Consider the following 26,946-nt stretch of genomic DNA (forward strand, 5'->3'; position numbering starts at 1 on the left):
CCTCCTGATCAATCTAGGACGTAGCCGTAGGAGCTGCCGAAGTTCTGCTTGGCAACTTCTGACGCTCCGCCGGCGCCCGTGCGCTGTGTGCGCGCCACCTGGCCGTTCAAGAACAAGTCAAATTCGCTGGGCGGTTTGACCCGATCGGTTGGAAGCGCAAGAGTTTCGCCCCGAGTCGGTGAAACCAGATGCGCGGTGATGATAACGACGAGTTCACTTTGCTCGCGCTGGTAGTTGGCGCTGCGGAACAACGCGCCCAGAACCGGCACATCCCCCAACCATGGGATCTGGTTGCTCAGATCCGCGAAATCGTCCTGGATCAGGCCTGCAATGGCAAAGCTTTCACCATCGCGAAGTTCAATCGTTGTTTTGGCCCTGCGGGTGATGAAGCTAGGAACCGAATCCCCGTTGATGGTAAAATCCGAGCTGTTGTCGATACTCGAAACAGCCGTGCCCATCTCAAGGTTGATCAGATCGCCATCCACGACGCGTGGGATGAAGTCCATTTCAACGCCGAAGGCTTTGTATTCGATGGCCACAACGCCGTCATCCTGCGGTACCGGGATGGGAACTTCGCCACCGGCTAGGAACGATGCCTCCTGGCCGGACAGCGCGGACAGATTCGGCTCGGCCAGGCTGCGGGCCAGCCCCTTGGTTTCCAGCGCTTCCAGCAACAGGCGAACCTGCGTCGAACCCGCGCCAAACCCAAACAGGATGGCACCGGTATTGGCCTGAACTGCCGGAATGTTGTTCGCCAAAGCGTTGTTCAGTGCGAACTGGTTGTTGAGCGTGTTAAAGCCTCCGGTAACGTCGCTTCCACCGAAGCCAAGCGACGCTGTCAGGCTTTTGGCGACCGAGCGGTTCATCTCTGCAAAGCGGACCTTCAGCATGACCTGCTGCACACCACCGACCGACATCAGGTTCGAGACGCGCTCGGGGGCATACCGTTCAGCCAGTTCCAGCGCGCGCGCCAGTTTGGCCGAGCTGGAGATCGTACCGGACAAAACAATGCCATCATTGGCTGTGCGAACCTCGATGGGTTCGTTGGGCAGGATTTGACGCAGACGTTCCTTGAATTCTGTAACATCCGGTGCGACCCGGACGCGGACATTGGCCAAAAGATTGCCCGCGCCGTCAAACAGTGTCAGCGTAGTCAGGCCGGGCGCCTTGCCCAGAACATAGATCGTGCGCTCCGACAAAGAAGAGATGTCTGCAATGCCTGCGTTGGCAATGCTGAGCTCTGCGAAAGGTTGTTCGCTTTCTACGACAATTGCGCGGTTCATCGGGACGTCCAGTGTTTCCACAGTCCCTTTTTTCACCACGCGCAAAGTTTCAGCCCAGGCGGTGTCGCCAATGGGGCCCATAACAAGCGACAACCCCAGCAGGGTTGCGCTGATCCAGGTACGTATTGTCATGTGACCTGCCTCTCCGATCACGCCTCGTTTTTTTGGGTCTTATGCCCTATGGGAGGAGAGACTGCGCGAAATCCGAATTTATTGCAATAATCAATGGTTTCCGTAAGTTTCCTTATGTGGGGAATTGGCAACATCCGCAAAAAAATGAGCCGCACCAAGGGCGCGGCTCTGAACCTGTAACGTTCTGAATTGGCGTCAATTTGTGCAGGGGATAGGCACATTTACAATTTCGCCACCGCGGCGAATACGTGTTGTGCATACCCTTTCGGCTTTTGCTTCTGGTTCCGGCGCGGTTTCTTGAATTCCCAACAGCTTGCGCTGATCCACTTCAATCGTAGAGGCAACGGACTCATCCTGTACCCCAACCAGAGCCAAGGAAAGACGCCCCGTGTTCTGAGCCTGTGCCAAAGCCGCGACCTGTTCAGGTGTGGCTGCGACCGTGACTGTACGTGCAATGGTTGTGTTGGTGACGTCTGAACCAGCGGTCTGATCGACGGCAATGAGCTGCACGTTGGTTTCGATCAGGCGGGTAATTCCGCCGCTGTTCCCTTCGATGGTTCCACTGGAACCGGTCCAATAGATGTCGACACTGTCGCCGGGCCGCAGGAATCCTGAAACGCCAGAAGCTACGTCAACGCTGATCGCAAAGGCACGCATACCTTTTTCCAGACGTGACGTCAGGCCGGCCTTTTCGCCTGGACGAGTGATCTTGACCTCCATGATCGCTTCGTCTTTTTCCATTGCCCTCAAAACGAAACGTTCATTTGCGCCGCTTTCGGGGAACAGGGCTGTGAGCTCTGTGAATGTACCTTCCGGAATCGCGTTTTCCGGCCAGTCAACTGCGCGGATATCTTCCTCCGTCAACCGCTCGCCGTATTTAAGGGCGCGGTTCGATACCAATACAGTGACTGTCGGAACAACATCGACTTTGGCATTGGCCAGAGCCTCTTCCGCAGCAAGCCTTTGGCGTGCCAGTTCACTTTGGTAAGCCGCGATATAGTTTCGCGCCATGTATACGGCGCCCCCGGCCAGTGCAACGCCGACAATCAGGACAAGTCCGAAAACTGCTCGCATGCGTGTACCTCATTCTTTTGTTTGGTCGAATACTTAGCGGCCAAGGAACCACATTGAAACAGCCTATTTGCTAACCGCAAATTGTGTCGAAATGTGGGACAAAAATGCCTGATTGTCAGATTTCTGCGCCTTCTTCCGCACAATTCCGCATGGTTATTGTTACCTTTCCCATGATTGCCAGCGGACCGAGCGTAACAAAACAACGCTGCACCCAACGGGCGCAGCGCTTTGCTTCGAAAGGGTTAAGCAAGACGTTTTTGGAAACCAGCCAGAGCGCGCACCAGCTGCAACTTAGCCGCCGCCGGCAGTTCCCGCCGTGATAATACCAGAAGGTGCAGTATTCGAGCCGGTGCTGACGACGGCGCTGTTCATGGCCCCGTTGATATTGCCGCCCATGCTGTCGACGCTTGAGCTTATTACAAGGTAGGTCGCGCCCGACAATCCTATGACCACTGCGGTCAACACCACCCAGTCAACTGTCACCGCTCCTGCTTCGTCAGATTTGAACTGATTAAGGAACCTTAACATGTGCTTATCTCCAAATACGTCGCGTCAGTGCTAACAACAGGTTGGCCTAAAACTGGTTCGCATGGATGGCGAAAGTTGGGCTAAATATTGATTTCGTAGGGAAATTTTGAGCTCCTACCAGGTTTCGCGCGTTAGTCGAATTGATTGGAGCAGAAGAAACGCGGCAATTACAGCAAAACGCCATGATCGTCGCGATTGCCTTCACAACTTGCGCGCGGGCAGGCTCCAGCGAACTTGGGATGGAGCAGTTTCAGATCATAAAAAAGGCCGCGCCCGATGAGCGCGGCCTTGGAAATTCTCTAGATCAGCAACTTAGTTGCTTTTGCCTTCGCCGGTGATACCACCTGTCGCGGTGTTGCTGCCGGTGCTCAGCGATGCGGCGTTCAGCGCTTCGTTTACGCCGGTTGCCAGGCCAGTGGCGCCAGCCGAGATCTGCTGATAAGCAACGGCGGCCAGGCCGATGACTGCTGCGGTCAGAACAACCCAGTCAACTGTTACTGCGCCGTCTTCGTCTTTGCGGAAGTTCTTGATGAACTTGATCATGTTACGTCCCTCCTAAAGGATCAAAAAGAGTTTAACAAACCTAGGCGTCTTTCAGAGCTTTCTCTCTCAGTCCGCTCATGTCCGTCTCGGTATGGGACTATGTTTGACCGTTGGGCGTGGCAGGAATTGGGCCAAACACAGATTTTTTTTCGCATGGTTTAACTTTTTGGTTATATTTTTTATAACGTCCTGAAAATAAAAGATAAAAAAATCACAACGGTTGAAGCAAAGGCTCTATAGCGATGCAAAATTGCGCCAAATGAGGCGAAACTGCCCCATTTCGCTTTGTTTTTCTGGCCTTGCGGGAAGATTCGGGGTTCAAATCGCCTAAAAAGAAAACATGAGGCAGGCAAATGAATCTCCGGAACGCACTTAAATGCGCCGGTGTGCTGGCGTTTCTGATATCGGGCACCGCATCTTTAAATGCGACCGAGACAGAGCCGCGCGGCGTATACAAGCGCGTCAAAGCCCCAAAACCCGGTGAACGTCCGCGTGTGACCGTGCAGATCACTCCGGAAGAACACGCAGCTAACCCTTCAGCGCCCAGCACGGGCACTGAACTGGTAGTCCCGGAAATCATCGCGCGTACCAAAGTCGCCCCGCTGCCAGCGCCGGGTGCGGAAGTCAAACGAGATCCCAAAGGATCGTACAAGGCTTTCTGGAGCCGGATTTCACCGCACATTGATGAACGCGGGGCTGGGCGGCTTGACGCGGCGATCAACGCCCTGGCCGCAACCAACGTGAGATCACCGCGACTGCAATCGCTGCAAGATATCGCAAAGGAACGCGGGATCGATATCCTCCGTTCCACTGTGGGAACTAATGTTTCACCTGCGCTGGTGCTTGCGGTCATCTCGGTGGAATCGGCCGGACGTGCAGACGCGGTCAGTTCCGCAGGCGCACAGGGGCTTATGCAATTGATGCCCGCGACAGCGGCCAGATTCGGGGTAAAGGACAGCCTTAAGCCCTCTGAGAACATTGCGGGCGGTGTGAAATACCTCAACTGGCTGATGGAAGAGTTCGGGAATGATCCAATACTTGTATTGGCTGGATACAACGCGGGAGAGGGGGCCGTGCGCAAACACAGCGGCGTGCCACCCTATGCTGAAACTCGGGACTACGTGCCAAAAGTCCTCGCCGCGTTTCAGATCGCGCGGGCTTTGTGCGCAACGCCGCCAGACCTGATTTCTGATGGCTGTGTTTTTCAGACGTCCAACTAATAAGGCCCGCCGTGATCCGGCGGGCCTTTCCATTTGATCAGGAAACGATTGTCGCTTCCGTTGCGGCGCGCAGCTCGTCTTCGCTGACACCTTCCGCCAGTTCGACGATTTTCAGACCGCCTTCAACCACATCCAGCACACCCAGATTGGTGATGATGCGATCCACGACGCCCTTTCCGGTCAGTGGCAGGGTGCATTCCTTCAGGACCTTGCTGTCTCCATGCTTGTTGGTGTGATCCATCACGACAATCACTCGGCCGACGCCTGCAACCAGGTCCATCGCGCCGCCCATGCCCTTCACCAGCTTGCCGGGGATCATCCAGTTTGCCAGATCGCCCTTCTCATCTACTTCCATGGCACCCAGAATCGCCGCAGCGATCTTGCCACCGCGGATCATGGCGAAGGATGTGGCACTGTCGAAATAGGCCGTGCGGGACAGTTCTGTGATCGTCTGCTTGCCTGCATTGATAAGGTCCGGGTCTTCTTCGCCCTCAAAAGGGAAGGGGCCCATGCCCAGCATGCCGTTTTCCGATTGCAGAGTGATGTCCTTGTCACCCACATAGTTTGCCACCAGCGTCGGGATCCCGATGCCCAGGTTCACATACATGCCGTCTTCCAGTTCCTCTGCCGCGCGTGCGGCCATCTGATTGCGGTCCCAGGGCATTATGCTTCCTCCTTCTTGCGGGTGGTGCGCTGTTCGATGCGCTTTTCGTGTTCGCCCTGAATGATGCGATGCACATAGATACCGGGCAGGTGGATGCAGTCGGGGTCCAGCGAACCACGCGGAACGATCTCTTCCACTTCGGCAACGCAGATCTTACCACAGGTCGCAGCAGGAACGTTGAAATTACGGGCGGTCTTGCGGAAAACCAGATTGCCGGTGTCGTCAGCCTTCCAGGCTTTGACGATGGCCAGATCGGCAAAAATGCCTTCTTCCAGAATGTAGGTCTCGCCGTTGAAGTCCTTGTGCTCTTTCCCTTCGGCGATCACGGTGCCGACGCCGGTCTTGGTGTAGAAGCCCGGAATGCCCGCGCCACCGGCGCGCATCCGTTCGGCCAATGTTCCTTGGGGGTTGAATTCCAGTTCCAGCTCACCGCTCAGATACTGGCGCATGAACTCGGCGTTTTCACCGACATACGAGCTGATCATCTTTTTGACCTGCTTGGTCTGCAACAGGATGCCGATTCCGAAATCGTCCACACCGGCATTGTTCGACGCAAAGCTCAGGTCTTTGACGCCCGAGTCCCTGATGGCCTCAAGCAACAGTTCCGGAATTCCGCAGAGGCCAAACCCGCCTGCGGCAATCAGCATGCCATCCGACAACACCCCATCGAGCGCCTCGGTGGCATTGGCATAGACTTTCTTCATGGAAAACTCCCCCAATGACATGGTGATGGGCTGGTTGTGCCGCCGTGTCACGGGGAAGTCAATGAAACCAAGGGGGAGGTGGTATTTCTACCAGTGAAATGAGCTGTTGCAATGAACCGGACGGTTCAGCATAAGCGACGTACCTTTATAGGAGATTGAAAACATGGAACGAATTTGGGTCGGAACGGTCGCAGGTGTTGCGCTTTTGGCTATGTCAGCCTGTGAGCCTGAGCAAGCGACCGTGCTTCCGCTCGACGATAACAAGATCAAAGTTATAGGAACCGGTTATTCTGAGAAGTCTTCACTTGAATCTGCAATTTCAACCGCCAACGCACGGTGCGCACAGCAGGGTAAAGAGGCCTTCGTTCTGGCCAGCGATACCGGCTATCAGGGGGTGGACAAGAATGCAGCCCTGATCATCGATGTCCTGACCGCTGCTGCCCAGAACTCAGGCAGCGCACCCGGCTACTATCCTAGCTCAAGCAGCTCGGAAGACTGGCAGACGACGCTCGAAGTGCGGTGCGGCCCTCAGCCCAGGTAATTCGCTGACAGCCCTCCCGCAATGCCGAAACGGCGATTGCGGGGGGGCTTTTTCAACCCCGACCACCTGTCAGCCTAGGTTGTTGCTTTCTTGGTGGTTGCTTTCTTTTTGGACGTTGCCTTTTTCTTGGTGCCTTTCTTGGCAGCGCGCTCGTTGACAAGCTCAATGGCCATTTCCTGCGTCACGTCCTCGGGTTTGATGTCCTTGGGGATCGTTGCGTTGACCTTTTCCCATTTCACATAAGGCCCATAGCGCCCGTCCAGAACCTGCATCGCGCCGCCATCGGGATGCTCACCCAACTCCTTCAGAGGTTTTGCCGCGGCCCGCCGCCCACGACCAGGGTTTGCCCGTTTTTCGGCCAGCAACTCAACGGCGCGATTCATGCCGATTTCGAACACGTCATTGGGGTCTTTCAGATTGGCATAGACCGGCTTCGGCTCCTCCGGCAGCTGATGCATCAGGTAAGGCCCGAACCGCCCGAAATTCGCGCTGATCATGCCGCCTTCGGGGTGTTCGCCGATCTGACGAGGCAGGGACAGTAGCGTCAGCGCCTTTTCCAGATCCATGTCATCCTTGCTCCACCCGCGCGGAAGGGATGCGCGCGGGGGCTTTTTGTTCTCGGGCGTGGGTTCGCCCCGTTGAACGTAAGGACCGAAGCGGCCGGATTTCAACCAGATCTCATCCCCGGCATCTTCGCCCAGCAGCCTTTCGTCACCTTCCGCGCCTTCACCGGCAATCGGGCGCGTATAGGTACATTCCGGATAGTTCCCGCACCCAACGAACCCACCCGTACGAGAGGTCTTCAGGTGCAACTGACCGGTGCCGCATTTCGGGCAGATACGCGGATCGGACCCATCCTCGCGCGGCGGGTAGAGCTGCGGAGCCAGAGCTTCGTCGAGCTTGTCCAACACTTCCGAAATCCGCAGTTCTGATGTCTCGCCAATCGCGGCTGAAAAATCACGCCAAAACTTGCCCAGCAGGTCCTTGTAGTCTCGCTCCCCGGCGCTGACGTCATCCAGTTCTTTTTCCAGATTGGCAGTGAATTCATACCCTACATACTGCCGGAAGAAATTCAGCAAGAAAATCGTGACGATCCGGCCTTTTTCCTCGGGGATCAGCCTATTCTTGTCCTTGCGGACATATTCCCGGTCCTGGATCGTCGTTACGATCGAGGCATAGGTTGATGGGCGCCCGATCCCCAGCTCTTCCATCCTTTTGACCAGTGTCGCTTCGGTATAGCGCGGGGGCGGTTGGGTGTGGTGTTGAAGGGCCAGAACGGATTCGTTCTTGGACAGGATTGCTTCTTTCGCGATCTTATCGCCGCTTTCGCTGGTCGCCTTGGCAAACTGATCCTTCAGAGAGGTTTTGGCAAAACGGGCCGGATCGCCCTGCGTGATCTGTGGCAGACGCTTTTCATCCTCATCCGCGACGTCATCCCGGCCTTCTTCGTACACCCGCATGAACCCATCGAACATGACCACCTGGCCCGTGGCGCGAAGGCCGACCTGACCGTCGTCGCTGCCGACCTCGACGGTGGTGCGCTCCAGACGCGCGGCAGCCATCTGACAGGCGATGGTGCGTTTCCAGATCAGATCATAAAGCTTGCGCTGATCTTCATCCGTGACCTTCAGCGCCTTGGCATCGCGCGACATATCCGTCGGGCGGATACACTCGTGAGCTTCCTGAGCGTTCTTGGCCTTGTTCTTATACATGCGCGGGCTGTCCGGTACATATTCAGCACCGTAGCGATCTGCGATTGTTTCGCGCGTGGCTGCCACGGCCTCAGGCGCCATGTCGATGCCGTCGGTCCGCATATAGGTAATGTACCCGGCCTCATAAAGCCGCTGCGCCACCTGCATTGCGTGGCGCGCGCCCATGCCGAACTTGCGGCTGGCTTCCTGTTGCAGGGTCGATGTCATGAACGGCGCGCTGGGGTTGCGGGCGGCGGGTTTGGCCTCGACCGAAGTCACGCTCAGCGCGCGGCTGGTGATGGCCTGAACCGCAAGCTCGGCCTGCGTCGCATTGGCCAGATCGTGCTTGTCCAGCTTCTTGCCGGCCAGCGTGACCAGACGCGCCTCATAGGTCTGCCCACGCGGTGTCTCGAACAGCGCCCGAACCGACCAGTATTCCACCGGCTTGAATGCCTCGATTTCCATTTCGCGTTCGACGATCAGGCGCAGACAGACGGATTGCACGCGACCTGCCGATTTCGCACCTGGCAGTTTGCGCCACAAAACCGGAGACAGGTTGAAACCCACCAGATAATCCAGCGCGCGGCGGGCCAGATAGGCCTCGACCAACGGCATATCGACCTGACGCGGGTTCTGCATCGCCTCGGTCACGGCGTCCTTGGTGATGGCGTTGAAGGTGACGCGGCTGACGGGCGTATCCTTCTTGATCGAACGGCGTTTGGTCAACGCCTCTTGCAGGTGCCAGCTGATCGCCTCGCCCTCGCGGTCGGGGTCGGTGGCGAGGATCAGCGCATTGTCTTCTTTCAACGCGTCGGCAATGGCCTTGACATGCTTGCGGCTGTCGTTGCCGACCTCCCATTTCATCGAGAAGTCATGTTCAGGATCGACCGATCCATCCTTTGGCGGCAGGTCCCGCACATGGCCGTAAGAGGCCAGAACTGTGTAGTCGGGGCCCAGGTATTTATTGATTGTTTTTGCTTTGGCCGGAGATTCTACAACAACTACGGGCATTTAAGGGGAAACCTCGCTCGACGAATTTGGCGCCTTCTATGGTGGTGCAAAATGTGTGGGGCAAGCGGGAATTGTCAATGCGTTCCTTTCGTGGATGGAAAAGCGCCGTGATTTCAGTGCGCTACCACTGATCTTAACAAAGTGGGCACGCCGTAAGGAGGGTTCGATCAACTTGCCAGCGACAGCAGACCTCCGGGCTGACGTTGGATTCGCCCATCAAGTTCAAGGTCGATCAGCGCCGGTCCAAGCTCACCGGCCGAGGCCGCGATATCCCGCAGCAATTGATCCTCGGCGATGGGTGAGGGGCCAAGCCGCGCGATGATTTGCTCGTGCAGGTTTCTTGCAGGACGCGCAATTGGTTCCGAGCGCGGTTCGATTGGTCGAGAAAACAGGTCGTCCTGCCGCGGCAAGGCTTCAACAACGTCTTCAGCGGATCGGACAAGTGTGGCGCCATCACGAATCAACAGATTGCAGCCGGCGGCCCGCGCATCGAACGGATGGCCCGGAACGGCCAGAACCTCGCGCCCCTGATCCAGTGCGTCCCGTGCCGTGATCAGACTGCCGGACTTGGCGGCAGCCTCGACGACGACAACCGCCTGCGCAAGCCCCGAAATGATCCGATTTCGGCGTGGAAAGTGCCGGGCCTGGGGTGTCACGCCCATCGGTTGTTCCGAAATCCGCAAGCCGCGGGACGCGATGTCATGGGCCAGTTCCGTGTTTTCGGCCGGATAGATCACATCAACGCCACCGGCCATGACTGCCACCGTGCCGGTTTCCAGCGCGGCCATATGCGCGGCTGTATCGATGCCACGCGCCAAGCCCGAGACGATAACGTGCCCTTTGCTGCCCAGTTCGGTGGCCAGGCCACGTGCCATCCGCGCGCCGAGCGAGGAACAGTTTCGCGCGCCGACCATCGCAATTGCTGGTTTTTGCAGCAGCGAAACGTCTCCGATCGCCCAAAGCAGCGGCGGGGCTTCGTTCAGTTCAGCCAGGGCCGCGGGGAATTCAGCGGACCCAAGGCACAAAAGCCGCGCTTTAGCGGCTTTTGCGGCCCTGAGTTCCGCCTCGATCACGCCGGGGGGGCAGGTTTCATACCCTTTTATACCGGCGGCGCGTGCCATTTCAGGCAGCGCGGCCAGCGCGTTCTGCGCTGAGCCATGTTCGCGAAGCAGCCGACGAAATGTCACCGGACCGACCTTGCGAGAACGCAACAGACGAAGCCACGAGAACCGGTCCTCTTCCGTGGTGGGTGGGAGTGGGGGGTGATTGGAAGAAAGCTGCTCTTCGGTCATCCGTTGCTCCGCCTTGTTGCAGAACTGGTTTACGGGACAGGCAGTTAACAGCTTGTGAATCGTTGAAAATTAGAAGTGATTTTTTGCAATTCTGTCGGGGGAAAGCATATAACATATTGATAATAAGTAAAATAAATAATGCTCAATCAGAAAGGGCGCTTTGGTCACCTAAGGCGATCTTCGGAAAAAAGAGACGCTGGGTTAACCCTGCGCCTCTTGGACTGCGCCGCGTCCGACTCAGGCGGCCGAACCGCCGACAGTCAGCCCGTCCATAAGGACGGTCGGCTGGCCAACACCTACCGGCACCCATTGTCCGTCCTTGCCACAAGTACCCATGCCGGGGTCCAGCGCCATATCGTTGCCCAGCCCTCGGATACGTTTCAAGGCCGATGGCCCGTCACCAATCAACGTGGCGCCCTTGACCGGCGCGCCGATTTTGCCGTTTTCGACACGATACGCCTCGGTGCACGAGAAAACGAACTTGCCATTGGTGATGTCCACCTGACCGCCGCCGAATCCAACCGCCCAGATACCGTCCTTGATATCGGCTACCAGGGCCCGCGGGTCGGCTTCGCCACCCAGCATGATCGTGTTGGTCATGCGCGGCATGGGTTTGTGCGCATAGCTCTGCCGCCGCCCGTTGCCCGTAGGAGCAACCCCCATCAGCCGCGCATTCTGGCGGTCCTGCATGTAGCCGGTCAGCACGCCATCTTCGATCAGCACCGTGCGCGCGCTGGGCGTGCCCTCATCATCCACGGTGATCGAACCGCGACGATCAGCAATCGTGCCGTCATCCACCACGGTCACACCTTTTGAAGCAATCTGCTGCCCCATCAACCCGGCAAAGGCCGAGCTGCCCTTGCGGTTGAAGTCGCCTTCCAGGCCGTGGCCGATGGCCTCGTGCAGCAGGATGCCGGGCCAGCCGGGGCCAAGCGCAACTTCCATGACACCGGCCGGCGCAGGAACTGCGTCCAGGTTGACCAGTGCGATACGCAGGGCTTCGCGGGCCTTGGCCTGCCAGTCGGCGGGGTCGATCAACCCGCTCAGGCCAACCCGGCCACCACCACCGGCGGATCCGCTTTCGCGGCGTCCGTTCTGTTCGACAATGACCGATACGTTCACGCGGGTCATGGGGCGCACATCGCGAACCATCACACCGTCAGGGCGCAGAATCTCGATTTCTTGCACGGCTGCCGCGATCGTGGCGCTGACCTGAACCACACGCGGGTCCAGATCGCGGGCGAAGGCGTCGATCTCACGCAATGTCTCGATCTTGACCGGGAACGCGGCAGAATCAATCGGGTCTTCGTCCGTGTAGAGGCGCGTATTGGTGGAGCGCGGAGCATCCGCCAAGACCCCGCCGCCATCCCCGACAGCCAGTCTTGCCGTTTCCGCCGCCCGTTTCAGGGCAGGAATCGAAACGTCTGTGGAATGCGCATATCCAGCCACTTCACCTTGTACTGCACGCAGCCCGAACCCTTCCGACGCATCGTAAGACGCGGTGCGCAGACGGCCGTCATCGAACACGAGAGACTCGGATTTTCGCCGCTCGACAAACAGCTCTCCGTCCTCGGCACCGTCCGTGGCCGAGCGCAAAATGGCAAGCGCTTCATCGTGCGGTAGAGCGCTTTCAAACGGGCGAAACGGGGCGTCGGACATGGGTTGGGACCTTTCGGGTTTGATCCAGATCAAAAATAGCGTCTGTTTGACGCAAGCATTTTGCTTTATCTACCCGACGGAATATGGTTTTTAACGCGGCCAAAGACAACGGGAGAGGTGCGACCGATTCACACCTTTTCGCCAGGGACGCAAAGATCAAACGATCAGGACAGAACATGAAGAATGCTTTGATGCTTTCAGGGTTTATGACAGCCCTCTCCAGCCTTCCAGCCATGGCTCAGGAGCTTGAGATTATTGGCAAACCGGTTGACGGCGGTATGGGCTTTCAGCCGGCAGCCACCAGCCTTGCCACAGGAATTCAGCGTCTGGACGGCATGATTCTGGTGATCATCACCGTTATCTGCTTGCTGGTTGCCGGCCTGCTGGTTTATTGCATCGTGCGTTACAACGAACGCGTTAACCCGAAACCGGCACGTTTTTCGCACTATACCCCGGTTGAGATTGCATGGACCCTTGGCCCCATCCTGATTCTGGTCTTCATCGGTGCGTTTTCGCTGCCGGTTCTGTTCAAACAGCAGGAGATCCCGGAAGGCGATATCACCATCAAAGTCGTGGGCAACCAGTGGTATTGGACCTATGAATATGTTGATCACGATTTTGCCTTCGACAGCTACCTGCTGGGCCATCCGGCCACTCTGGACGAGGGCGCGCGCCCGGCTGACGCCGACGTGACCCCGTTTGTGCTTGACGATGCCATGCGCGCGAAGCTGGCAGATGCGGGTTACAGCGATGACGAATGGCTGCTGGCCACGGACACTGCCGTTGTTGTTCCGGTTGGCAAGGTTATCGTGATGCAGGTTACCGCATCTGATGTGATTCACTCCTGGACCATCCCATCCTTCGGCGTAAAGCAGGATGGCGTGCCCGGGCGTCTGGCGGAACTGTGGTTCGAGGCCGAGAAGGAAGGCATCTACTTCGGTCAGTGTTCGGAACTCTGCGGCAAAGACCACGCCTATATGCCAATCACCGTGAAAGTCGTCAGCCAGGAAGCGTATGACCAGTGGCTGCAAGGCGCGATCGAAGAATATGCCGGTTTGCCGCAAAGCTATCAGGTTGCATCGAACTGAGCACACTGAGGGCGGGTTGAAGCCCGCCTGGCACGAAATGCAGGCTGTGCGGGCTGACCGCGCAGCTTTCGCCCCAGAAGGACCCGAGATGACCGACGCAAGCATCAATGCCAGCACAGCGACCGCCCACGCGGACGAGGCCAGCTTTGGCGATTACTTCGCCCTGCTGAAGCCGCGCGTGATGTCTCTGGTCGTGTTCACGGCGCTGGTCGGTCTGCTGGCGGCCCCGGTTCCGGTCCACCCCTTTGTTGGGTTCTGCGCCATTCTGTTCATCGCCATCGGTGGCGGCGCATCGGGCGCGCTGAACATGTGGTGGGATGCGGATATCGACAAGGTAATGAAACGCACCAAAGGTCGTCCGATCCCCTCCGGCAAGGTGGAAGAGGGTGAGGCGATGGCCATCGGCCTGACCCTGTCGGGCCTGTCGGTGATCATGCTGGGCCTTGCGACCAACTGGTTCGCGGGTGCGTTTCTGGGCTTCACAATCTTTTTCTATGTCGTTGTCTACACGATGTGGCTGAAGCGCTCGACGCCGCAGAACATCGTGATCGGTGGTGCGGCGGGCGCTTTCCCTCCGGTGATCGGCTGGGTGGCTGCTACCGGGTCCATGGCGGTTGAGCCGTGGCTGATGTTTGCCCTGACCTTCATGTGGACACCGCCGCATTTCTGGGCTCTGGCCCTGTTCATGCGCTCGGACTATGACGATGCGGGCGTGCCCATGCTGACCGTGACACATGGCCGCCGAGCAACGCGTGTGCACATTCTCGTCTACACGGCCCTGCTGGCGATACTGGCGGTGGGAACCGCATTTTCTGGCATCGGTGGTCCCGTCTATCTGACTGTGGCTTTGGTGTTGAACGCGTTGTTTCTGCGCGGCGCCTGGCAAATTTCGCGTCGGACCGAGGATGACTCGGAGGCCGATAATTTCAAGGTTGAACGCAGCTTTTTCAAGCTTTCGCTGCTCTACCTCTTCCTGCATTTCGGCGCTATTCTGGCCGAAGCCTTGCTGAAACCCTATGGTTTGGGAGGATGGTCATGAGCCTGCGCAAAAGCCATGAACTGCATCAGCGACGGTTCAGCCGCAATCTGGGCGTTGGACTGACACTGGTTGCCTTTATCGTGATCATTTTTGGCCTGACGGTCGTCAAGGTCTCGGGCACTGATTTCAATATGGCCACACAGGAGGTCCAGAACTGATGGCTTTGTCTGGTCCACAGAAAACGGTCGCTCAAACCGTGGGTGTGGTTGTCCTGATGGGCAGCCTGGCCTGGGCGGCGGTACCATTCTACGACTGGTTCTGCCGCGTAACCGGATTTGGCGGTACAACCGGTGTGGCCGAAGCCGCCCCCGAAGACATTCTGGACCGCACGGTCACCGTACGGTTTGATGCGTCCAAGGCCAAAAACATGGCCTGGGAATTCAAACCGGTCGTTCGCGAGATGGAAGTGCGCATCGGCGAGACCGGACTGGCTTTCTATGAGGCCTACAACCCAACGGATCGTCCAATAGCGGGTCAGGCCTCATACAATGTGGCACCCTATTCGGCAGGCGGGTATTTTCAAAAAATTGCCTGTTTCTGCTTTGAAGAGCAGGTGCTGCAACCTGGCGAGCGGGTAGAGATGCCGGTGACCTTCTTCGTCGATCCTGAAATGGTCGAAGATCTTGAAGCAAAGTATGTTCATACGATCACGCTGTCGTATACATTCTACGAAATTGACCTGCCAGAGGGCTATGCCGCCCTTGAAGCGCAGGCAGAAACAAACACGAACTAACGCCTGTAGGTGAGGGACGCTGATGGCACACGCTAAAAACCATGATTATCACATTCTGGCCCCGTCGATCTGGCCTCTGATCGGAGCTGTCGGCGGCTTTGTGATGTTGTTCGGAGCCGTCCTTTGGATGCACGGATTGACCCCGTGGATGTTCTGGGCCGGTCTGGTCGCAGTTCTTTACACCATGTTCGCTTGGTGGTCCGAAGTTGTTGTCGAAAGCCGCCAGGGGGATCACACCCCTGTCGTTCGCATCGGACTGCGCTACGGTTTCATCCTGTTCGTCATGTCCGAGGTGATGTTCTTCTTTGCCTGGTTCTGGTCGTTCTTCAAACATCGCATGTACCCGATGTACGACTATGCCGGCACCGAATACATCCAGCCGGACATCCACGCGGTTGACCCGTTCCACCTGCCGCTGATCAACACTCTGGTTCTGCTGCTGTCAGGCTGTGCTATTACCTGGGCGCACCACGCGCTGGTGCATGACAACGACCGCAAAGCGCTGATCAACGGCCTGGCCATCGGTATCGTTCTGGGCATTGCCTTTACCGGTTTGCAGGCGTTCGAGTATTACGAGCTGCTGGCCCATGAAGGCTGGAAATTTGGCGATGATCAGTTCTATTCGAACTTCTTCATGGCGACCGGTTTCCATGGATTCCACGTCATCATCGGCACCATCTTCCTGTCGGTCTGCCTGATCCGGGCCCTCAAAGGCGACTTCACACCGGAAAAGCATGTCGGGTTCGAAGCGGCGGCCTGGTACTGGCACTTCGTTGACGTTGTCTGGCTGTTCCTGTTTTTCGCGGTCTACATCTGGGGACAGGCCCCGCTGATGTAAGCCCGATCAGCTGATCAAATTGCAAAAGCCGCCCTAGAGGGGCGGCTTTTTCTCTGTTCCGGGCGCAAGATTGCGCCCCATACAATTGCGTGGTTGCAATTTGGCCCACACGCCCCTTAACAAGACGCCGGTTCCTGAAACGAGGTTCGACCCTGCCATGCGCCGCATTCTGTTCCTGCTGATCTTCGGCCTCGCCGGTTTGGGCGTTCTGCTGTCGCTGGGGATCTGGCAGACGCAGCGTCTGGCCTGGAAACAGGAGCTGTTGGCAGAGATCGAAAGCCGCATTTCAGCCGACCCCATCGCCTTGCCCAGGCATGTTTCAGAGGACACCGACAAATACCTTCCGGTAACGGTTTCGGGTGAGATGGAACCAGGCGAAATCCATGTGCTTGTTTCGGTCAAACAGGTCGGGGCAGGGTATCGCATCATCCAATCGTTCAGCACCGAGGACCGCACAATTCTGGTCGATCGGGGTTTTGTGCGGACAACGGCGAAACAAGCGCCGCGTCTGACCGGCCCGATGGAGATCAGCGGCAACCTGCACTGGCCGGATGAGGTCGACAGCTATACGCCCGAGCCCGATATTGACGACAACATCTGGTTTGCCCGGGACGTGCCCAATCTGGCCGCCGCTTTGGGGGCCGAGCCGGTGTTGCTGATCGCGCGGTCTCAGACCGACCCGAACGTGATGCCTTTGCCGGTGGATACGGCGGGGATTCCAAACGATCACCTGCAATATGCAATCACCTGGTTTGGCTTGGCTCTGGTCTGGGCTGTGATGACCGGTTATTTCCTGTGGCGCAATCGCGCCCCTTCTGAGAGTGAAGAGCAATGAAATACATCTCGACCCGTGGCCAAGCGCCAGAACTGACCTTTGAAGAGGCGATGCTGACCGGATTGGCCCGCGATGGGGGGCTTTATCTGCCCGCCGAGATCCCTGTGATGAGCCATGACGAGATCGCGGCGCTTGCTGGTCTGCCCTATGAAGACATCGCATTCCGTGTGATGTGGCCCTATGTCAGCAGCTCCTTTGCTGAGGATGAGTTCAAAGCGATCATTGCCCGCGCTTATGAAGGGTTCGGTCATGACGCCCGCGCGCCATTGAAGCAGTTGAACGAGAACCATTTTCTACTGGAACTGTTCCATGGGCCCACGCTGGCGTTCAAGGACTTTGCCATGCAGTTGATCGGCCAGCTGTTCCAGGTGGCCTTGAAGCGGCGCAATGACCGCGTGACCATCGTCGGCGCCACCAGCGGTGACACCGGCTCGGCCGCGATCGAGGCCTTCCGGGGGCTGGATGCCGTGGATGTATTCATCCTGTTCCCGCATGGCCGCGTGTCAGAGGTGCAGCGCCGCCAGATGACGACGCCTGCGGACAGCAATGTTCATGCTCTGGCCGTGGATGGCGATTTCGATGATTGTCAGGCTGCGCTGAAGGACATGTTCAACGATTTCGACTTCCGCGACGGGGTCAAGCTGGCGGGTGTGAACTCGATCAACTTCGCCCGGGTGCTGGCGCAGATCGTCTATTACTTCTCGGCCGCCGTCAGCCTCGGCGCGCCGCACCGCAAGGTCAGCTTCACCGTGCCGACCGGCAATTTCGGCGACATCTTCGCGGGCTATCTGGCCAAGCGCATGGGCTTGCCCATCGATCGTCTGGTCGTGGCAACCAACCAGAACGACATCCTGCACCGGTGTCTGTCGGGTGAGGGGTATTTCAAGGGCGACACCATCCCCTCGATCAGCCCGTCGATGGACATTCAGGTCAGCTCGAACTTTGAGCGGGCGTTGTATTACGCCTATGGCGAGGACGGCGGTGCCGTGGCGCAGTTGATGGATGAGCTCAAAAATGGCGGCTTCAATGTCAGCCAGGGCGCGATGGAAGCGCTGCGCGAGACTTTCGACTCGGGCCGGGTGTCCGAAGGCGAAACGCTGGCGACGATCAGGCATACGCTTGCCCACAGCGCGGAACTGGTCTGCCCCCACACTGCGGTTGGGATCACGGTCGGCCAAGACCACCGTGCCACCGATACCCCGATGATCACCTTGGCCACTGCGCATCCCGCCAAGTTCCCTGCCGCAGTCGAGAAGGCGAGCGACGTGCATCCGCCTCTTCCATCCCGCATGTCTGATCTGTATGAACGTCCGGAACGGGTGACCCGGATCGCCAACGATCTGGGCGCCATCGAGGATCATATCAAAGGGCACATCGCCGAGTGACTGTCAGACAAGACCAACTGAAGAACGGCTTTCGTATCGTCAGTGAACACATGCCGGGGCTGCAATCTGCGGCCATCGGCATCTGGGTAACCGCCGGTGGGCGGCATGAGCGGATCGAACAGAACGGCATCGCACATTTCCTTGAGCATATGGCGTTCAAGGGAACCGAGCGACGTTCGGCGCTGCAAATCGCCGAGGCGATCGAGGATGTGGGCGGGTATATCAACGCCTATACCTCGCGCGAGGTAACGGCTTATTACGCGCGCGTTCTGAAGGACGACGTGGCGCTGGCGATGGACGTGATCGGCGACATCGTTCTGAACCCGGTTTTCGACCCGCGCGAAATCGAGGTTGAGCGCGGCGTGATCCTTCAGGAGATCGGCCAGGCCTATGACACGCCGGACGATGTGATCTTTGACTGGTTGCAGGAGCAGAGCTATCACGACCAGCCTTTGGGCCGCACCATTCTGGGACCATCCGAGCGGGTCAGTGCGTTCTCGCGCGAGGATCTGTCGGGGTTCGTGGCCGAGCATTATGGCCCCGATCAGATGATCCTGTCCGCTGCCGGTGCCGTGGATCACGTTCAGCTGATGAAAATGGCCGAAGAGATGTTCGGTCATCTGCAACCACGCACCGGGCTGATCGCCGAGCCTGCGCGTTTTACCGGTGGTGAAGCGCGGCAGGAGAAGGTGCTGGAGCAGGCCCATTTCGCACTTGCGCTGGAAAGCCCGGGCTATCGCGACGATGCGATCTATACGGCGCAGATCTATTCCACCGCTTTGGGGGGTGGCATGTCTTCGCGGTTGTTCCAGGAGGTGCGCGAGTCGCGCGGGCTGTGCTATACGATCTTTGCCCAGACCGGTGCCTATGCCGATACCGGTACGACGACGATCTACGCCGGTACCTCGGCAGATCAGGTGGCAGAGCTTGCCACTATCACCATCGACGAAATGAAGCGCGCAGCAGAGGACATGACCACGGAAGAGGTTGCCCGTGCCCGTGCGCAGATGAAAGCCGGGATGTTGATGGGGCTGGAAAGCCCGTCAAACCGGGCCGAACGCTTGGCGCGGCTGGTTCAGATCTGGGGGCGGGTCCCGTCTCTGGAAGATACGGTGGCCCGGATTGATGCGGTCAGCACCGAAGATGTGCGCGTATTTGCCGAGCAGATGGCCGTCAACGCACCTGCCGCTTTGGCGCTGTACGGGCCGGTTTCGGGGGCGCCGACATTGGCCGAACTACAGGAGAGGCGGGCGGCGTGATGCTGTTGGGCAGACGCAAGCTGAAACTCGAGACTGCGCGGCTCAGCCTGCGCCCGCCAGTACATTCCGACTTCAACGATTGGGCCGCGTTGCGGCGGGCCTCGAAAGACTATCTGACACCTTGGGAACCGATCTGGGCCAAGGACCACCTGAGCCGCAAATCCTTTACCAACCGTGTGTATTGGGCACAACGTTCGGTAGCGGCCGGGACGGCAATCCCGCTTTTTCTGTTTCGCCGCGAGGATGACGTGTTGGTTGGGGCCATCACGCTGGACAACATTCGGCGCGGTCCCGCGCAGGCGGGCACATTGGGGTATTGGACCGGTCAGGCTTTTGCCCGACAAGGGTATATGCGTGAAGCCATCGGCGCGATGGTTCACCATGCCTTTACCCGTTTGGACCTGAGCCGGATCGAAGCCGCCTGCCTGCCGGAAAACCGGGCGTCGCGCGGATTGCTGGAAAGTTCGGCCTTCAAATACGAGGGCGTGGCGCAGTCGTATTTGCAAATCAACGGGCGGTGGCGGACGCATGTTCTTTATGCCAGCCTGCGGTCCGACCGGCGCGGAAGAACCGACGCGGGATAGGGGGCGCTGCCCCCGTCGCGGCAAGCCGCGCCTCCCCCGGGATATTTGGGGCCAGATGAACAAGGGGCATGACTTGTCGTCGTTCTGCGCTACACTCGGAGTATGCGCTGGTTGATTGCGGCATTGATGGTGATTTCGGGCGGGGCCGCTGCGCAGGAGCGTCGGCCAAGTCACTGTGTCGCCATTGCCGATGCGGCACCCGGAATCGAGTATCTGCACAGGGCGGCCTGGCAGGATCCGGTGCCGGAATTCTCGGTGCGGATCAGCTATATCGCGCATGCCTCTTTCATGATCCAGACCCGCGGCGGGCTGAATGCGGTGACCGATTTTACCGGATTTATCGGCAGCGCAAACCTCATCCCTGACGTGGTGACGATGAACCATGCCCACGGCACGCATTGGACGGCGCATCCCGACCCGGCCATTCCGCATGTTCTTCCGGGGTGGGGAGAGTTTGGGAAAGGTATCGAGCATCATCTGGATCTGGGTGAGATGCTGGTGCGCAATGTCTCGACCGATATCCGGTCTGTTTATGGTGGGGTCGAAGAACGCGGCAATTCAATTTTTGTGTTCGAGGTTGAGGGGTTGTGCATAGGTCATCTGGGGCATTTGCATCATGTCCCGTCGGATGAGCAGTTTGCCGCGCTCGGGCGGTTGGATGTTGTCATGGCCGCCGTTGATGGCGGAACCACCATGCCTCTGCCCGATATGATTGCGGTTCTGAAACGGCTGAAGAGTTCTGTCATCATTCCGATGCACTGGTTCTCGCAGTTCTCGCTGGATCGGTTCCTGGTGGATATCAGGGATACATTTCCGGTTGAGCGCGACGGGGTTTCGGAGATCACCGTTTCGTTGCGGAACCTTCCGGACCGCCCTACGGTTGTGGTGCTTGAGCCGCGCTATCTGATTGATCTTGAATAAGGCTTGCGGCAACCGCATCGCTTGGGCATTGGAGGCGTATGAGTTTGAACCCCGCTGATGACCGTTTTGCCGCGCTGCTCCGTTCGAAACTGGGCGACGGTGTCCTGCGCCCAGTAGAGGAACGGTATTTGGAAGAACCGCGTGGGCGTTTTTCGGGACGGGTAGGTCTGCTGGCCTTGCCGCGCAACACCGATGAGGTGGCGCAGCTGGTCAGGTTGGCAGCGCAGGCACAGGTTCCGATCGTTCCATATGGCGGCGGCACTGGCCTGGTCGGCGGTCAGGTGATGTCGGCGGGGCCTGCGCCGTTGGTGATTTCGTTGGAACGGATGACCGCCATCCGGTGTGTCTTTCCAACCGAGAACGTTCTGGTCGCCGAAGCCGGGGCCATTCTTCAAGATGTTCAGGTCGCAGCCGAGGCGGTAAACCTTTTGTTTCCTTTGTCATTGGCGGCACAAGGATCCTGCCGGATCGGCGGCAACCTGTCGACCAACGCAGGGGGCGTCAACGTTTTGCGGTATGGCAACGCGCGCGACCTGTGCCTGGGGCTTGAGGCGGTGCTGCCCAATGGTGAGATCTGGCACGGCCTCAGCCGGCTGCGAAAGGACAACACCGGCTATGACCTGCGCAACCTGCTGATCGGGGCCGAGGGGACGCTGGGGATCATCACTGCCGCATCGCTCAAGCTGTTCCCACGACCTGCCGGTGTAGGGACGGCGGTGTTTCATGTGGCTTCTCCTGAAGCGGCGATCGACCTGCTGGCTTTGGCGCGGGACAAGGTGGGTGAGGCCGTCAGCACGTTTGAGCTGATCCACCGGCAGGGGCTTGATTTCCTGACCGAGGTTCTGCCGGATGTCCGTCAACCGTTCGCCTCGCCCCCGGAGTGGAGCGTATTGATCGAGCTGGGTCTGGCTGACGGGCATTCACCATTTGCCGCATTGGAGGGACTCTTTGTTCGCGCTGAAGAGCTTGGTCAGGTTCAGGACGGAGTAATCGCCCAAAGTGAAGCGCAGCGGGCCGATTTGTGGGCGGTGCGTGAACGCATTCCCGAAGCCAATCGTTTGATCGGGTCAGTGTCGAGCCATGATATCTCGATCCCGATTTCCAGAATTCCCGATTTCATTTGCGAAGGCAGAAAATTGATTGCAGGCTTGGGGCCCTTCCGGATCAATTGCTTTGGCCATCTTGGTGACGGCAATCTGCATTACAACGTGTTCCCGCCCAAAGGGCGGCACCGATCGGAATTTGATGATCAAAGAGGCGCGATCAAGCAGGCCGTCCATGATCTGGTTTACGCCTTCGACGGATCAGTCAGTGCCGAACATGGGGTCGGGCGCCTCAAGACCAACGATTTGGAACGCTATGGCGATCCAGCCAAGCTGGGCGCGATGCGGGCTATCAAACTGGCATTAGACCCGCAGGGCATCATGAATCCCGGCGCGGTATTGAAAGGGTGAACACGGCCCGAGCGTCGGACCGTGCCCGATTGTTTCTTACGAGGCAGGCAGGATCACCTTGTCGATCACATGGATCACGCCGTTCTTGGTTTCGATGTCGGCCTGAACCACGTTGGCGTCATTCACCATCACACCCGAATCCAGATCGATCGTGATATCGCCGCCTTGTACGGTTGCAGCCGTCATGTCATCGCTCAGATCACCTGACATCACTTTGCCCGGCACGACGTGGTAGGTCAGAATGGCCACCAGCTGATCCTTGTTTTCGGGCTTCAGCAAGTTTTCGACGGTGCCTTCGGGCAAAGCCGCGAACGCGTCATCGGTGGGGGCAAATACGGTGAACGGGCCTTCGCCTTTGAGTGTGTCCACCAGTTCGGCGGCCTGAACTGCCGCGACGAGTGTTTCAAAGCTGCCAGCGGCGACGGCTGTGTCGACAATGTCCTTGCCGTGACCATCGGCGAATGCAGCAGTGCTGAACAGGATCGAGGCGACACCGGCGGCGGCGAATTTGCGGAACATGAGCTAAACTCCCTAGGTTGAAATGCTTCAAGCAGCATCACCTAGAGTACGGGGCAACCTGACCACAAGATCACTTGTATTGATCCGTTTTGCGCCTTGATCGGCGCAAAAACCGCGCTAAGCCCGCCCGGTTTTCAGTTTCCAGTCACGTTTTTGTGAAAAACTCCTGGTCAGAGTCCTTCGAATTCGCACAGGACATGCACGTCCATGCCCATCTCTTCCAACACTTTGCTGCCGCCAAGTTCGGGCAGGTCAATGATGAAGGCGCACGAGACGATTTCGCCCCCAAGCCGTTCGATCAACTTAATACCTGCCGCTGCGGTTCCGCCCGTGGCCAGCAGATCGTCAACCACAAGAATTTTTTCACCGGGTTGGATGGCATCGTCATGGATCTCGACGATCGCCTCTCCGTATTCCAACTTGTAGTCCTGACTGATTGTCGTGCCCGGCAGCTTGCCCTTCTTGCGGATCGGGACAAAACCGACGCTCAACTGATGTGCAATCGCACCGCCGAGAATAAAGCCGCGTGCTTCGAGCCCGACCACTTTGTCGATCCGCTCACCGGCATAGGGGTGCAACATCTGGTCAATCGCCATCCGAAACCCACGGGGGTCGGCAAACAGAGTTGTCACATCCCGAAACATGATCCCTTCATGGGGGAAATCGACGATGGTTCGGATATAATCTTTGACAGATTTGTTTCTGGACATGGACCAACCTTTTAGCGTCAAACACAGGTATTGTGTTTGGCCCAAGAGGGTTGGCCATGCAAGGAACAATTCCACGGCCGGATCAGCACGGGAGTGAGGTTGCAGCGTTGAGCAGGCCAATAAACCGAGGCAACCATGCGCTGGCCAAGATAAGTCTCCGTCCCATTTGCTTGCTTGCTGCCACCTGTTCCAAACAGCCCCCCGCGCTCGGATTTCCGGAAGCGCAATGGGCAATCTGTTTGGTTTGCAATTCGACGTACCCGGGTCACAGGCGCGGTCGGCCTCAATTGCGAGGAATTGGCTCAAGAACGGCCCGAAAGTGGCAAGGTTCATTGTCAATTTCCTGTCCTTGCCGTTAAGTGCCCGATAACGGCAAAAACTATGCTATGGATTACACGGCATCGACAGATAGAGCATAACTTCGTTGGGAAAATACACGTGGCCAGGAATGAAGGCAAAGGATCGACCAAGAAAAACAGTCAGTTGGTCTTGCGCCTCGACAGGGATGAACGTGACTCGTTTGTCGAGCTTTGCAAGGAACTGGACACGTCGGCTGCGCGCGAAATCCGCAGATTTATCCGTGGATTCATGAAAGAGCACGCCGAGGACTGATGCGGTGTCAGGCCGGTCGGCGTAGGACCGCCGTGGCCATACCCATGCCGATCAACGTCAACCCGCCAAACCGTGTCATCGCAGTGATCACGCTGGCGCGACCGATAAGCCGCCGCAACCTGTCCGCCAAAAGCGCGTAGGCCAACGCATTCAACCAGGCCAGCCCGACGAATGTGGCAATCAGGATGACGAACTGAGGTCCAAGTGGTTCAGCAGGGCGTATGAACTGCGGCACAAAGGCAACGAAGAAGGCGATGGATTTCGGGTTCAGGGCAGTAACGGCGGCTGCGTGGCCGAATACTCTGCTCGCGGTGACATCCCGCCCGGTGTCGACCGTGCTCAATCCACCGGCCGGTGCGCTGCGCAACAGTTTGACCCCAAGCCAGACCAGATAGGCTGCGCCGACCCATTTCAGCACGGAAAACAGGGTTGCCGATGCAAGAACAAGCGCGCCAAGCCCCAGCAAAGATGCGGTCATGGCCACAAGATCGCCCACCGCAACACCTGTGGCGGACGCGACGGCGACACTGCGCCCCTTGGACAGGGCATAGCTGAGCACCAGCAACACCGTCGGGCCGGGGATCAGCAGCAGGGCGGTGGATGCGGCAACAAAGGCCAGCCAGAGATCGAGTTGCATAAGATTATTCTCGAAACAGATTCCTGACGTTCTGCTTATCCAAACTGCAACGGCATGACAATTACTGCGTCCGCCAAATTTCTGTTTGGATCAGTCACTCTGGTTGACCTTCGGTGAGATTCGATTTGCGCAGTGTTTTATGCTATGATGTTACTTTTTAAGGAGTTTAGATATGAAGTTTTTCTTTTCCGTGCTTGTCTGCGTATCCTTGATCAGCGTTCCCTCAGTGTCCCTGGCTCTATGCGAGCCCGGCAAATATGCCTGTGGAAACGGTTTTTGTTGCCCAAAACCATAGGTGCGACATGACCCGTAAATTAGTTTTTACACTGGTCTCGGTTGCCTTGGTGGCAGGGTTTTTCGTGGCGGGTTGGTTTGCCTATTTCGTTATGTCGGACGTGCACAAAGGGGACGTGGTGAAGTATAACGGGATGAACGTCCTGTTGAACGCCGCACCGTTTGAATCCGGCGATCTGGTGCGTGTCTCGGCCGACGGGCAGCGTATGACCAGGCTGTGTCCGCTTGAAATTGATGCGGACGACAAAAATACATATTACAAGCATTCCGAATATGTGAACGGCCTGACCGAGGCGCTTCCGAATTTTGTTCAGTTGGTCGAACTTGTAAAGTCTTGGTTTTCCGACGCTGAAAGCGCCACTGCGCCTGGGCATGAAATGTCTTCGGCAAGTCGACGTGTCGCCTTTGAGGGAACTGTTTCAAGGCTTGAGAACACCAACGTGATGCCAAATACAGAAGATGATTGCGCATGTGAGATGGTTGCGGCCTTGATGGCGCGCGACAGGGTGTGTGTTGTCACGAAATCGCTGATTGAAACGCAACTGATCACATTGCAACCGGGCGCGTTCCCGGGTCGCGACAGGGTGCAGAGAGTCACGATCGGTGTGAATTTTCGACCCGCCGGGATCACTGTGGGCGATTTTTCACAATTGATGCATTGCGACGGTGTCAACCCAGACGCCAGATTAGATCCGAATCCCGAATGCCCGAAAAGCTACGGGCAATCAGTTGATGTCAGGGTTCGGGATTTGCTGAACGTCATCCGGGAAAAGGACCTGCTGACAGCCATGGTGCGCATGCCCTGAAGCGGCGCTAAAGAATACGCCCGGCCACCGCATCCAACTTGGCCAAAAGCGCCGGATCGCGGTTTTCCGGTGCGGTCAGGATTGCGTATTCCAGCGCCCGGTCGCAGCCATGCGGGCAGGGTGCTCGTTCGGCCCCCAGAAGGGATGGCAGGCCCTTGACTAGTGTGCGGCCCTTGTCGGCATTGCCGGTCAGGGTGGCGATGATCGTGGACACGTCCACCTCGCCATGGTCCGGGTGCCAGCTGTCATAGTCGGTGACCATCGCGATCGACGCGTAACACAGCTCGGCCTCGCGGGCGAGTTTCGCCTCGGGCATGTTGGTCATGCCGATCACGTCACAGCCCCATTGCTCGCGATACATCCTGGATTCCGCAAGGCTGGAAAACTGGGGGCCCTCCATCGCCAGATAGGTGCCGCCCCGGTGGATGGTGATGCCGGCGGCCTTACCTGCCGTCTCGCATGCGTCAGACAGGCGTGGGCAGGTGGGATGGGCAACGCTGACATGGGCAACGCAGCCCGTTCCGAAAAAGCTCTTGTCCCGTGCAAAAGTGCGATCGATGAACTGATCGACAATCACGAAGTCACCCGGAGCCATATGTTCGCGGAACGATCCGCAGGCCGAAACCGAGATCACGTCCGTCACGCCCAACCGTTTCAGCGCATCGATATTGGCGCGATAAGGTACATCGGTGGGTGAATGCACATGACCGCGCCCATGACGTGGCAGAAAGGCCATATCGACACCGTCAAGCGACCCTGTCAGGATCTGGTCTGACGGCGTTCCCCAAGGGGTCTCAACCTCTACCCATTCCGGGTTTTCCAGCCCATCGATGTCATAGATGCCTGATCCGCCGATGACGGCTATCCTGGTTTGGGTCACTGTCCTGCTC

Annotated in this window: 28 protein-coding genes; 15 read left to right on the forward strand and 13 right to left on the reverse strand. The window is 58.0% G+C overall.

All coding sequences use genetic code 11. The features are described from left to right. Positions 1–8 precede the first annotated feature (8 nt). From GOW56_RS08790 to GOW56_RS08805, 4 genes are all read right to left on the reverse strand, one after another. Complete coding sequence (locus tag GOW56_RS08790) at positions 9–1,415, reverse strand: type II and III secretion system protein family protein (RefSeq protein WP_152457248.1); 1,407 nt, start codon at positions 1,413–1,415, stop codon at positions 9–11. A gap of 195 nt (positions 1,416–1,610) precedes the next feature. Next, positions 1,611–2,489 carry a Flp pilus assembly protein CpaB gene (gene cpaB, locus GOW56_RS08795; RefSeq protein WP_171117516.1) on the reverse strand — a complete coding sequence of 293 codons (879 nt, stop codon included), beginning with the start codon at positions 2,487–2,489 and terminating at the stop codon, positions 1,611–1,613. Between the two features lie 291 nt (positions 2,490–2,780). Then, positions 2,781–3,017, reverse strand: coding sequence for a hypothetical protein (locus GOW56_RS08800; RefSeq protein ID WP_171170690.1), 237 nt, complete (start codon positions 3,015–3,017; stop codon positions 2,781–2,783). Positions 3,018–3,329: 312 nt separating this feature from the next. Then, a complete protein-coding gene (locus tag GOW56_RS08805; RefSeq protein ID WP_117869713.1) occupies positions 3,330–3,560 on the reverse strand; it encodes a Flp family type IVb pilin in 231 nt (76 codons plus the stop codon). Positions 3,561–3,913: 353 nt separating this feature from the next. Between GOW56_RS08805 and GOW56_RS08810 the strand changes: the two genes are divergently transcribed. Further along, positions 3,914–4,780, forward strand: coding sequence for a lytic transglycosylase domain-containing protein (locus GOW56_RS08810; RefSeq protein WP_171205639.1), 867 nt, complete (start codon positions 3,914–3,916; stop codon positions 4,778–4,780). Positions 4,781–4,817: 37 nt separating this feature from the next. Here the strand turns inward: GOW56_RS08810 and GOW56_RS08815 are convergent, their stop codons facing one another. Together GOW56_RS08815 and GOW56_RS08820 are read right to left on the reverse strand one after the other, a co-directional pair. Continuing rightward, positions 4,818–5,444, reverse strand: a complete 627-nt coding sequence (locus GOW56_RS08815) for a CoA transferase subunit B (RefSeq protein ID WP_152457252.1) — start codon at positions 5,442–5,444, stop codon at positions 4,818–4,820. After that, positions 5,444–6,148, reverse strand: coding sequence for a CoA transferase subunit A (locus GOW56_RS08820; protein WP_152457253.1), 705 nt, complete (start codon positions 6,146–6,148; stop codon positions 5,444–5,446). Before GOW56_RS08820 ends, GOW56_RS08815 begins: the two co-directional genes overlap by 1 nt. 163 nt (positions 6,149–6,311) lie before the next feature. Between GOW56_RS08820 and GOW56_RS08825 the strand changes: the two genes are divergently transcribed. Then, on the forward strand, positions 6,312–6,689 hold the full coding sequence (locus GOW56_RS08825; protein ID WP_171205640.1) for a hypothetical protein: 378 nt from the start codon (positions 6,312–6,314) through the stop codon (positions 6,687–6,689). 74 nt (positions 6,690–6,763) lie between these two features. Here GOW56_RS08825 and topA read toward each other — a convergent pair whose 3' ends face one another. The 3 genes from topA to tldD form a co-directional block, all read right to left on the reverse strand. Then, a complete protein-coding gene (gene topA / locus GOW56_RS08830) occupies positions 6,764–9,391 on the reverse strand; it encodes a type I DNA topoisomerase (protein WP_171205641.1) in 2,628 nt (875 codons plus the stop codon). Positions 9,392–9,558: 167 nt separating this feature from the next. Beyond that, positions 9,559–10,683 carry a DNA-processing protein DprA gene (dprA, locus tag GOW56_RS08835; protein ID WP_171170834.1) on the reverse strand — a complete coding sequence of 375 codons (1,125 nt, stop codon included), beginning with the start codon at positions 10,681–10,683 and terminating at the stop codon, positions 9,559–9,561. A 237-nt stretch (positions 10,684–10,920) separates the two neighbouring features. After that, a complete protein-coding gene (gene tldD / locus GOW56_RS08840) occupies positions 10,921–12,342 on the reverse strand; it encodes a metalloprotease TldD (RefSeq protein WP_171117528.1) in 1,422 nt (473 codons plus the stop codon). Between the two features lie 176 nt (positions 12,343–12,518). Between tldD and coxB the strand changes: the two genes are divergently transcribed. The 11 genes from coxB to GOW56_RS08895 all read left to right on the forward strand — a co-directional run bounded on the left by coxB (position 12,519) and on the right by GOW56_RS08895 (position 22,478). Beyond that, entirely contained in the window at positions 12,519–13,430 is a 912-nt protein-coding gene (gene coxB, locus GOW56_RS08845; protein ID WP_152457258.1) for a cytochrome c oxidase subunit II, read from the forward strand. An 88-nt stretch (positions 13,431–13,518) separates the two neighbouring features. Next, positions 13,519–14,469: a heme o synthase gene (gene cyoE / locus GOW56_RS08850; RefSeq protein ID WP_171205642.1), complete on the forward strand. Its 951-nt coding sequence runs from the start codon at positions 13,519–13,521 to the stop codon at positions 14,467–14,469. Next, positions 14,466–14,627 (forward strand): hypothetical protein, encoded by a 162-nt coding sequence (locus tag GOW56_RS08855; protein ID WP_171205643.1) that lies wholly within the window; start codon positions 14,466–14,468, stop codon positions 14,625–14,627. The genes cyoE and GOW56_RS08855 overlap by 4 nt, the downstream gene beginning before the upstream one ends. After that, complete coding sequence (locus tag GOW56_RS08860; RefSeq protein WP_152457260.1) at positions 14,627–15,202, forward strand: cytochrome c oxidase assembly protein; 576 nt, start codon at positions 14,627–14,629, stop codon at positions 15,200–15,202. The genes GOW56_RS08855 and GOW56_RS08860 overlap by 1 nt, the downstream gene beginning before the upstream one ends. Positions 15,203–15,224: 22 nt before the next feature. Beyond that, positions 15,225–16,040: a cytochrome c oxidase subunit 3 gene (locus GOW56_RS08865; protein ID WP_152457261.1), complete on the forward strand. Its 816-nt coding sequence runs from the start codon at positions 15,225–15,227 to the stop codon at positions 16,038–16,040. A gap of 157 nt (positions 16,041–16,197) precedes the next feature. After that, positions 16,198–16,875 (forward strand): SURF1 family protein, encoded by a 678-nt coding sequence (locus GOW56_RS08870; RefSeq protein ID WP_171205644.1) that lies wholly within the window; start codon positions 16,198–16,200, stop codon positions 16,873–16,875. Continuing rightward, a complete protein-coding gene (gene thrC / locus GOW56_RS08875; protein ID WP_171205645.1) occupies positions 16,872–18,260 on the forward strand; it encodes a threonine synthase in 1,389 nt (462 codons plus the stop codon). The genes GOW56_RS08870 and thrC overlap by 4 nt, the downstream gene beginning before the upstream one ends. Continuing rightward, positions 18,257–19,519, forward strand: coding sequence for a pitrilysin family protein (locus GOW56_RS08880; RefSeq protein WP_171205646.1), 1,263 nt, complete (start codon positions 18,257–18,259; stop codon positions 19,517–19,519). The genes thrC and GOW56_RS08880 overlap by 4 nt, the downstream gene beginning before the upstream one ends. Then, positions 19,519–20,103 carry a GNAT family N-acetyltransferase gene (locus GOW56_RS08885; RefSeq protein WP_171117536.1) on the forward strand — a complete coding sequence of 195 codons (585 nt, stop codon included), beginning with the start codon at positions 19,519–19,521 and terminating at the stop codon, positions 20,101–20,103. Before GOW56_RS08880 ends, GOW56_RS08885 begins: the two co-directional genes overlap by 1 nt. 102 nt (positions 20,104–20,205) lie before the next feature. Further along, positions 20,206–21,024, forward strand: coding sequence for an MBL fold metallo-hydrolase (locus tag GOW56_RS08890; protein ID WP_171205647.1), 819 nt, complete (start codon positions 20,206–20,208; stop codon positions 21,022–21,024). A gap of 38 nt (positions 21,025–21,062) precedes the next feature. Next, the gene (locus tag GOW56_RS08895) at positions 21,063–22,478 is read left to right on the forward strand and encodes an FAD-binding oxidoreductase (protein WP_171205648.1); all 1,416 of its coding nucleotides are present in this window, start codon (positions 21,063–21,065) and stop codon (positions 22,476–22,478) included. Between the two features lie 36 nt (positions 22,479–22,514). On the opposite strand, the gene GOW56_RS08900 is transcribed toward GOW56_RS08895, so the two are convergent. Both GOW56_RS08900 and GOW56_RS08905 read right to left on the reverse strand, forming a co-directional pair. Beyond that, the gene (locus GOW56_RS08900; protein ID WP_117869700.1) at positions 22,515–22,997 is read right to left on the reverse strand and encodes a fasciclin domain-containing protein; all 483 of its coding nucleotides are present in this window, start codon (positions 22,995–22,997) and stop codon (positions 22,515–22,517) included. A 170-nt stretch (positions 22,998–23,167) separates the two neighbouring features. Beyond that, on the reverse strand, positions 23,168–23,707 hold the full coding sequence (locus GOW56_RS08905; protein ID WP_152457268.1) for an adenine phosphoribosyltransferase: 540 nt from the start codon (positions 23,705–23,707) through the stop codon (positions 23,168–23,170). A 438-nt stretch (positions 23,708–24,145) separates the two neighbouring features. On the opposite strand from GOW56_RS08905, the gene GOW56_RS08910 reads away from it, so the two are divergent. Then, positions 24,146–24,319: a hypothetical protein gene (locus GOW56_RS08910; protein ID WP_171117543.1), complete on the forward strand. Its 174-nt coding sequence runs from the start codon at positions 24,146–24,148 to the stop codon at positions 24,317–24,319. A 7-nt stretch (positions 24,320–24,326) separates the two neighbouring features. Here GOW56_RS08910 and GOW56_RS08915 read toward each other — a convergent pair whose 3' ends face one another. Beyond that, entirely contained in the window at positions 24,327–24,956 is a 630-nt protein-coding gene (locus tag GOW56_RS08915; RefSeq protein WP_171205649.1) for a LysE family translocator, read from the reverse strand. 302 nt (positions 24,957–25,258) lie between these two features. Here GOW56_RS08915 and GOW56_RS08920 point away from each other — a divergent pair, with 302 nt between their 5' ends. Continuing rightward, positions 25,259–26,056 carry a hypothetical protein gene (locus GOW56_RS08920; RefSeq protein WP_171205650.1) on the forward strand — a complete coding sequence of 266 codons (798 nt, stop codon included), beginning with the start codon at positions 25,259–25,261 and terminating at the stop codon, positions 26,054–26,056. Positions 26,057–26,063: 7 nt separating this feature from the next. Here GOW56_RS08920 and GOW56_RS08925 read toward each other — a convergent pair whose 3' ends face one another. Further along, positions 26,064–26,936, reverse strand: a complete 873-nt coding sequence (locus GOW56_RS08925; protein ID WP_171205651.1) for an S-methyl-5'-thioadenosine phosphorylase — start codon at positions 26,934–26,936, stop codon at positions 26,064–26,066. Between the last annotated feature and the right edge of the window lie 10 nt (positions 26,937–26,946).

The sequence above is a fragment of the Ruegeria sp. HKCCA0235A genome (genome assembly GCF_013033235.1).
Lineage (GTDB): Bacteria > Pseudomonadota > Alphaproteobacteria > Rhodobacterales > Rhodobacteraceae > Ruegeria.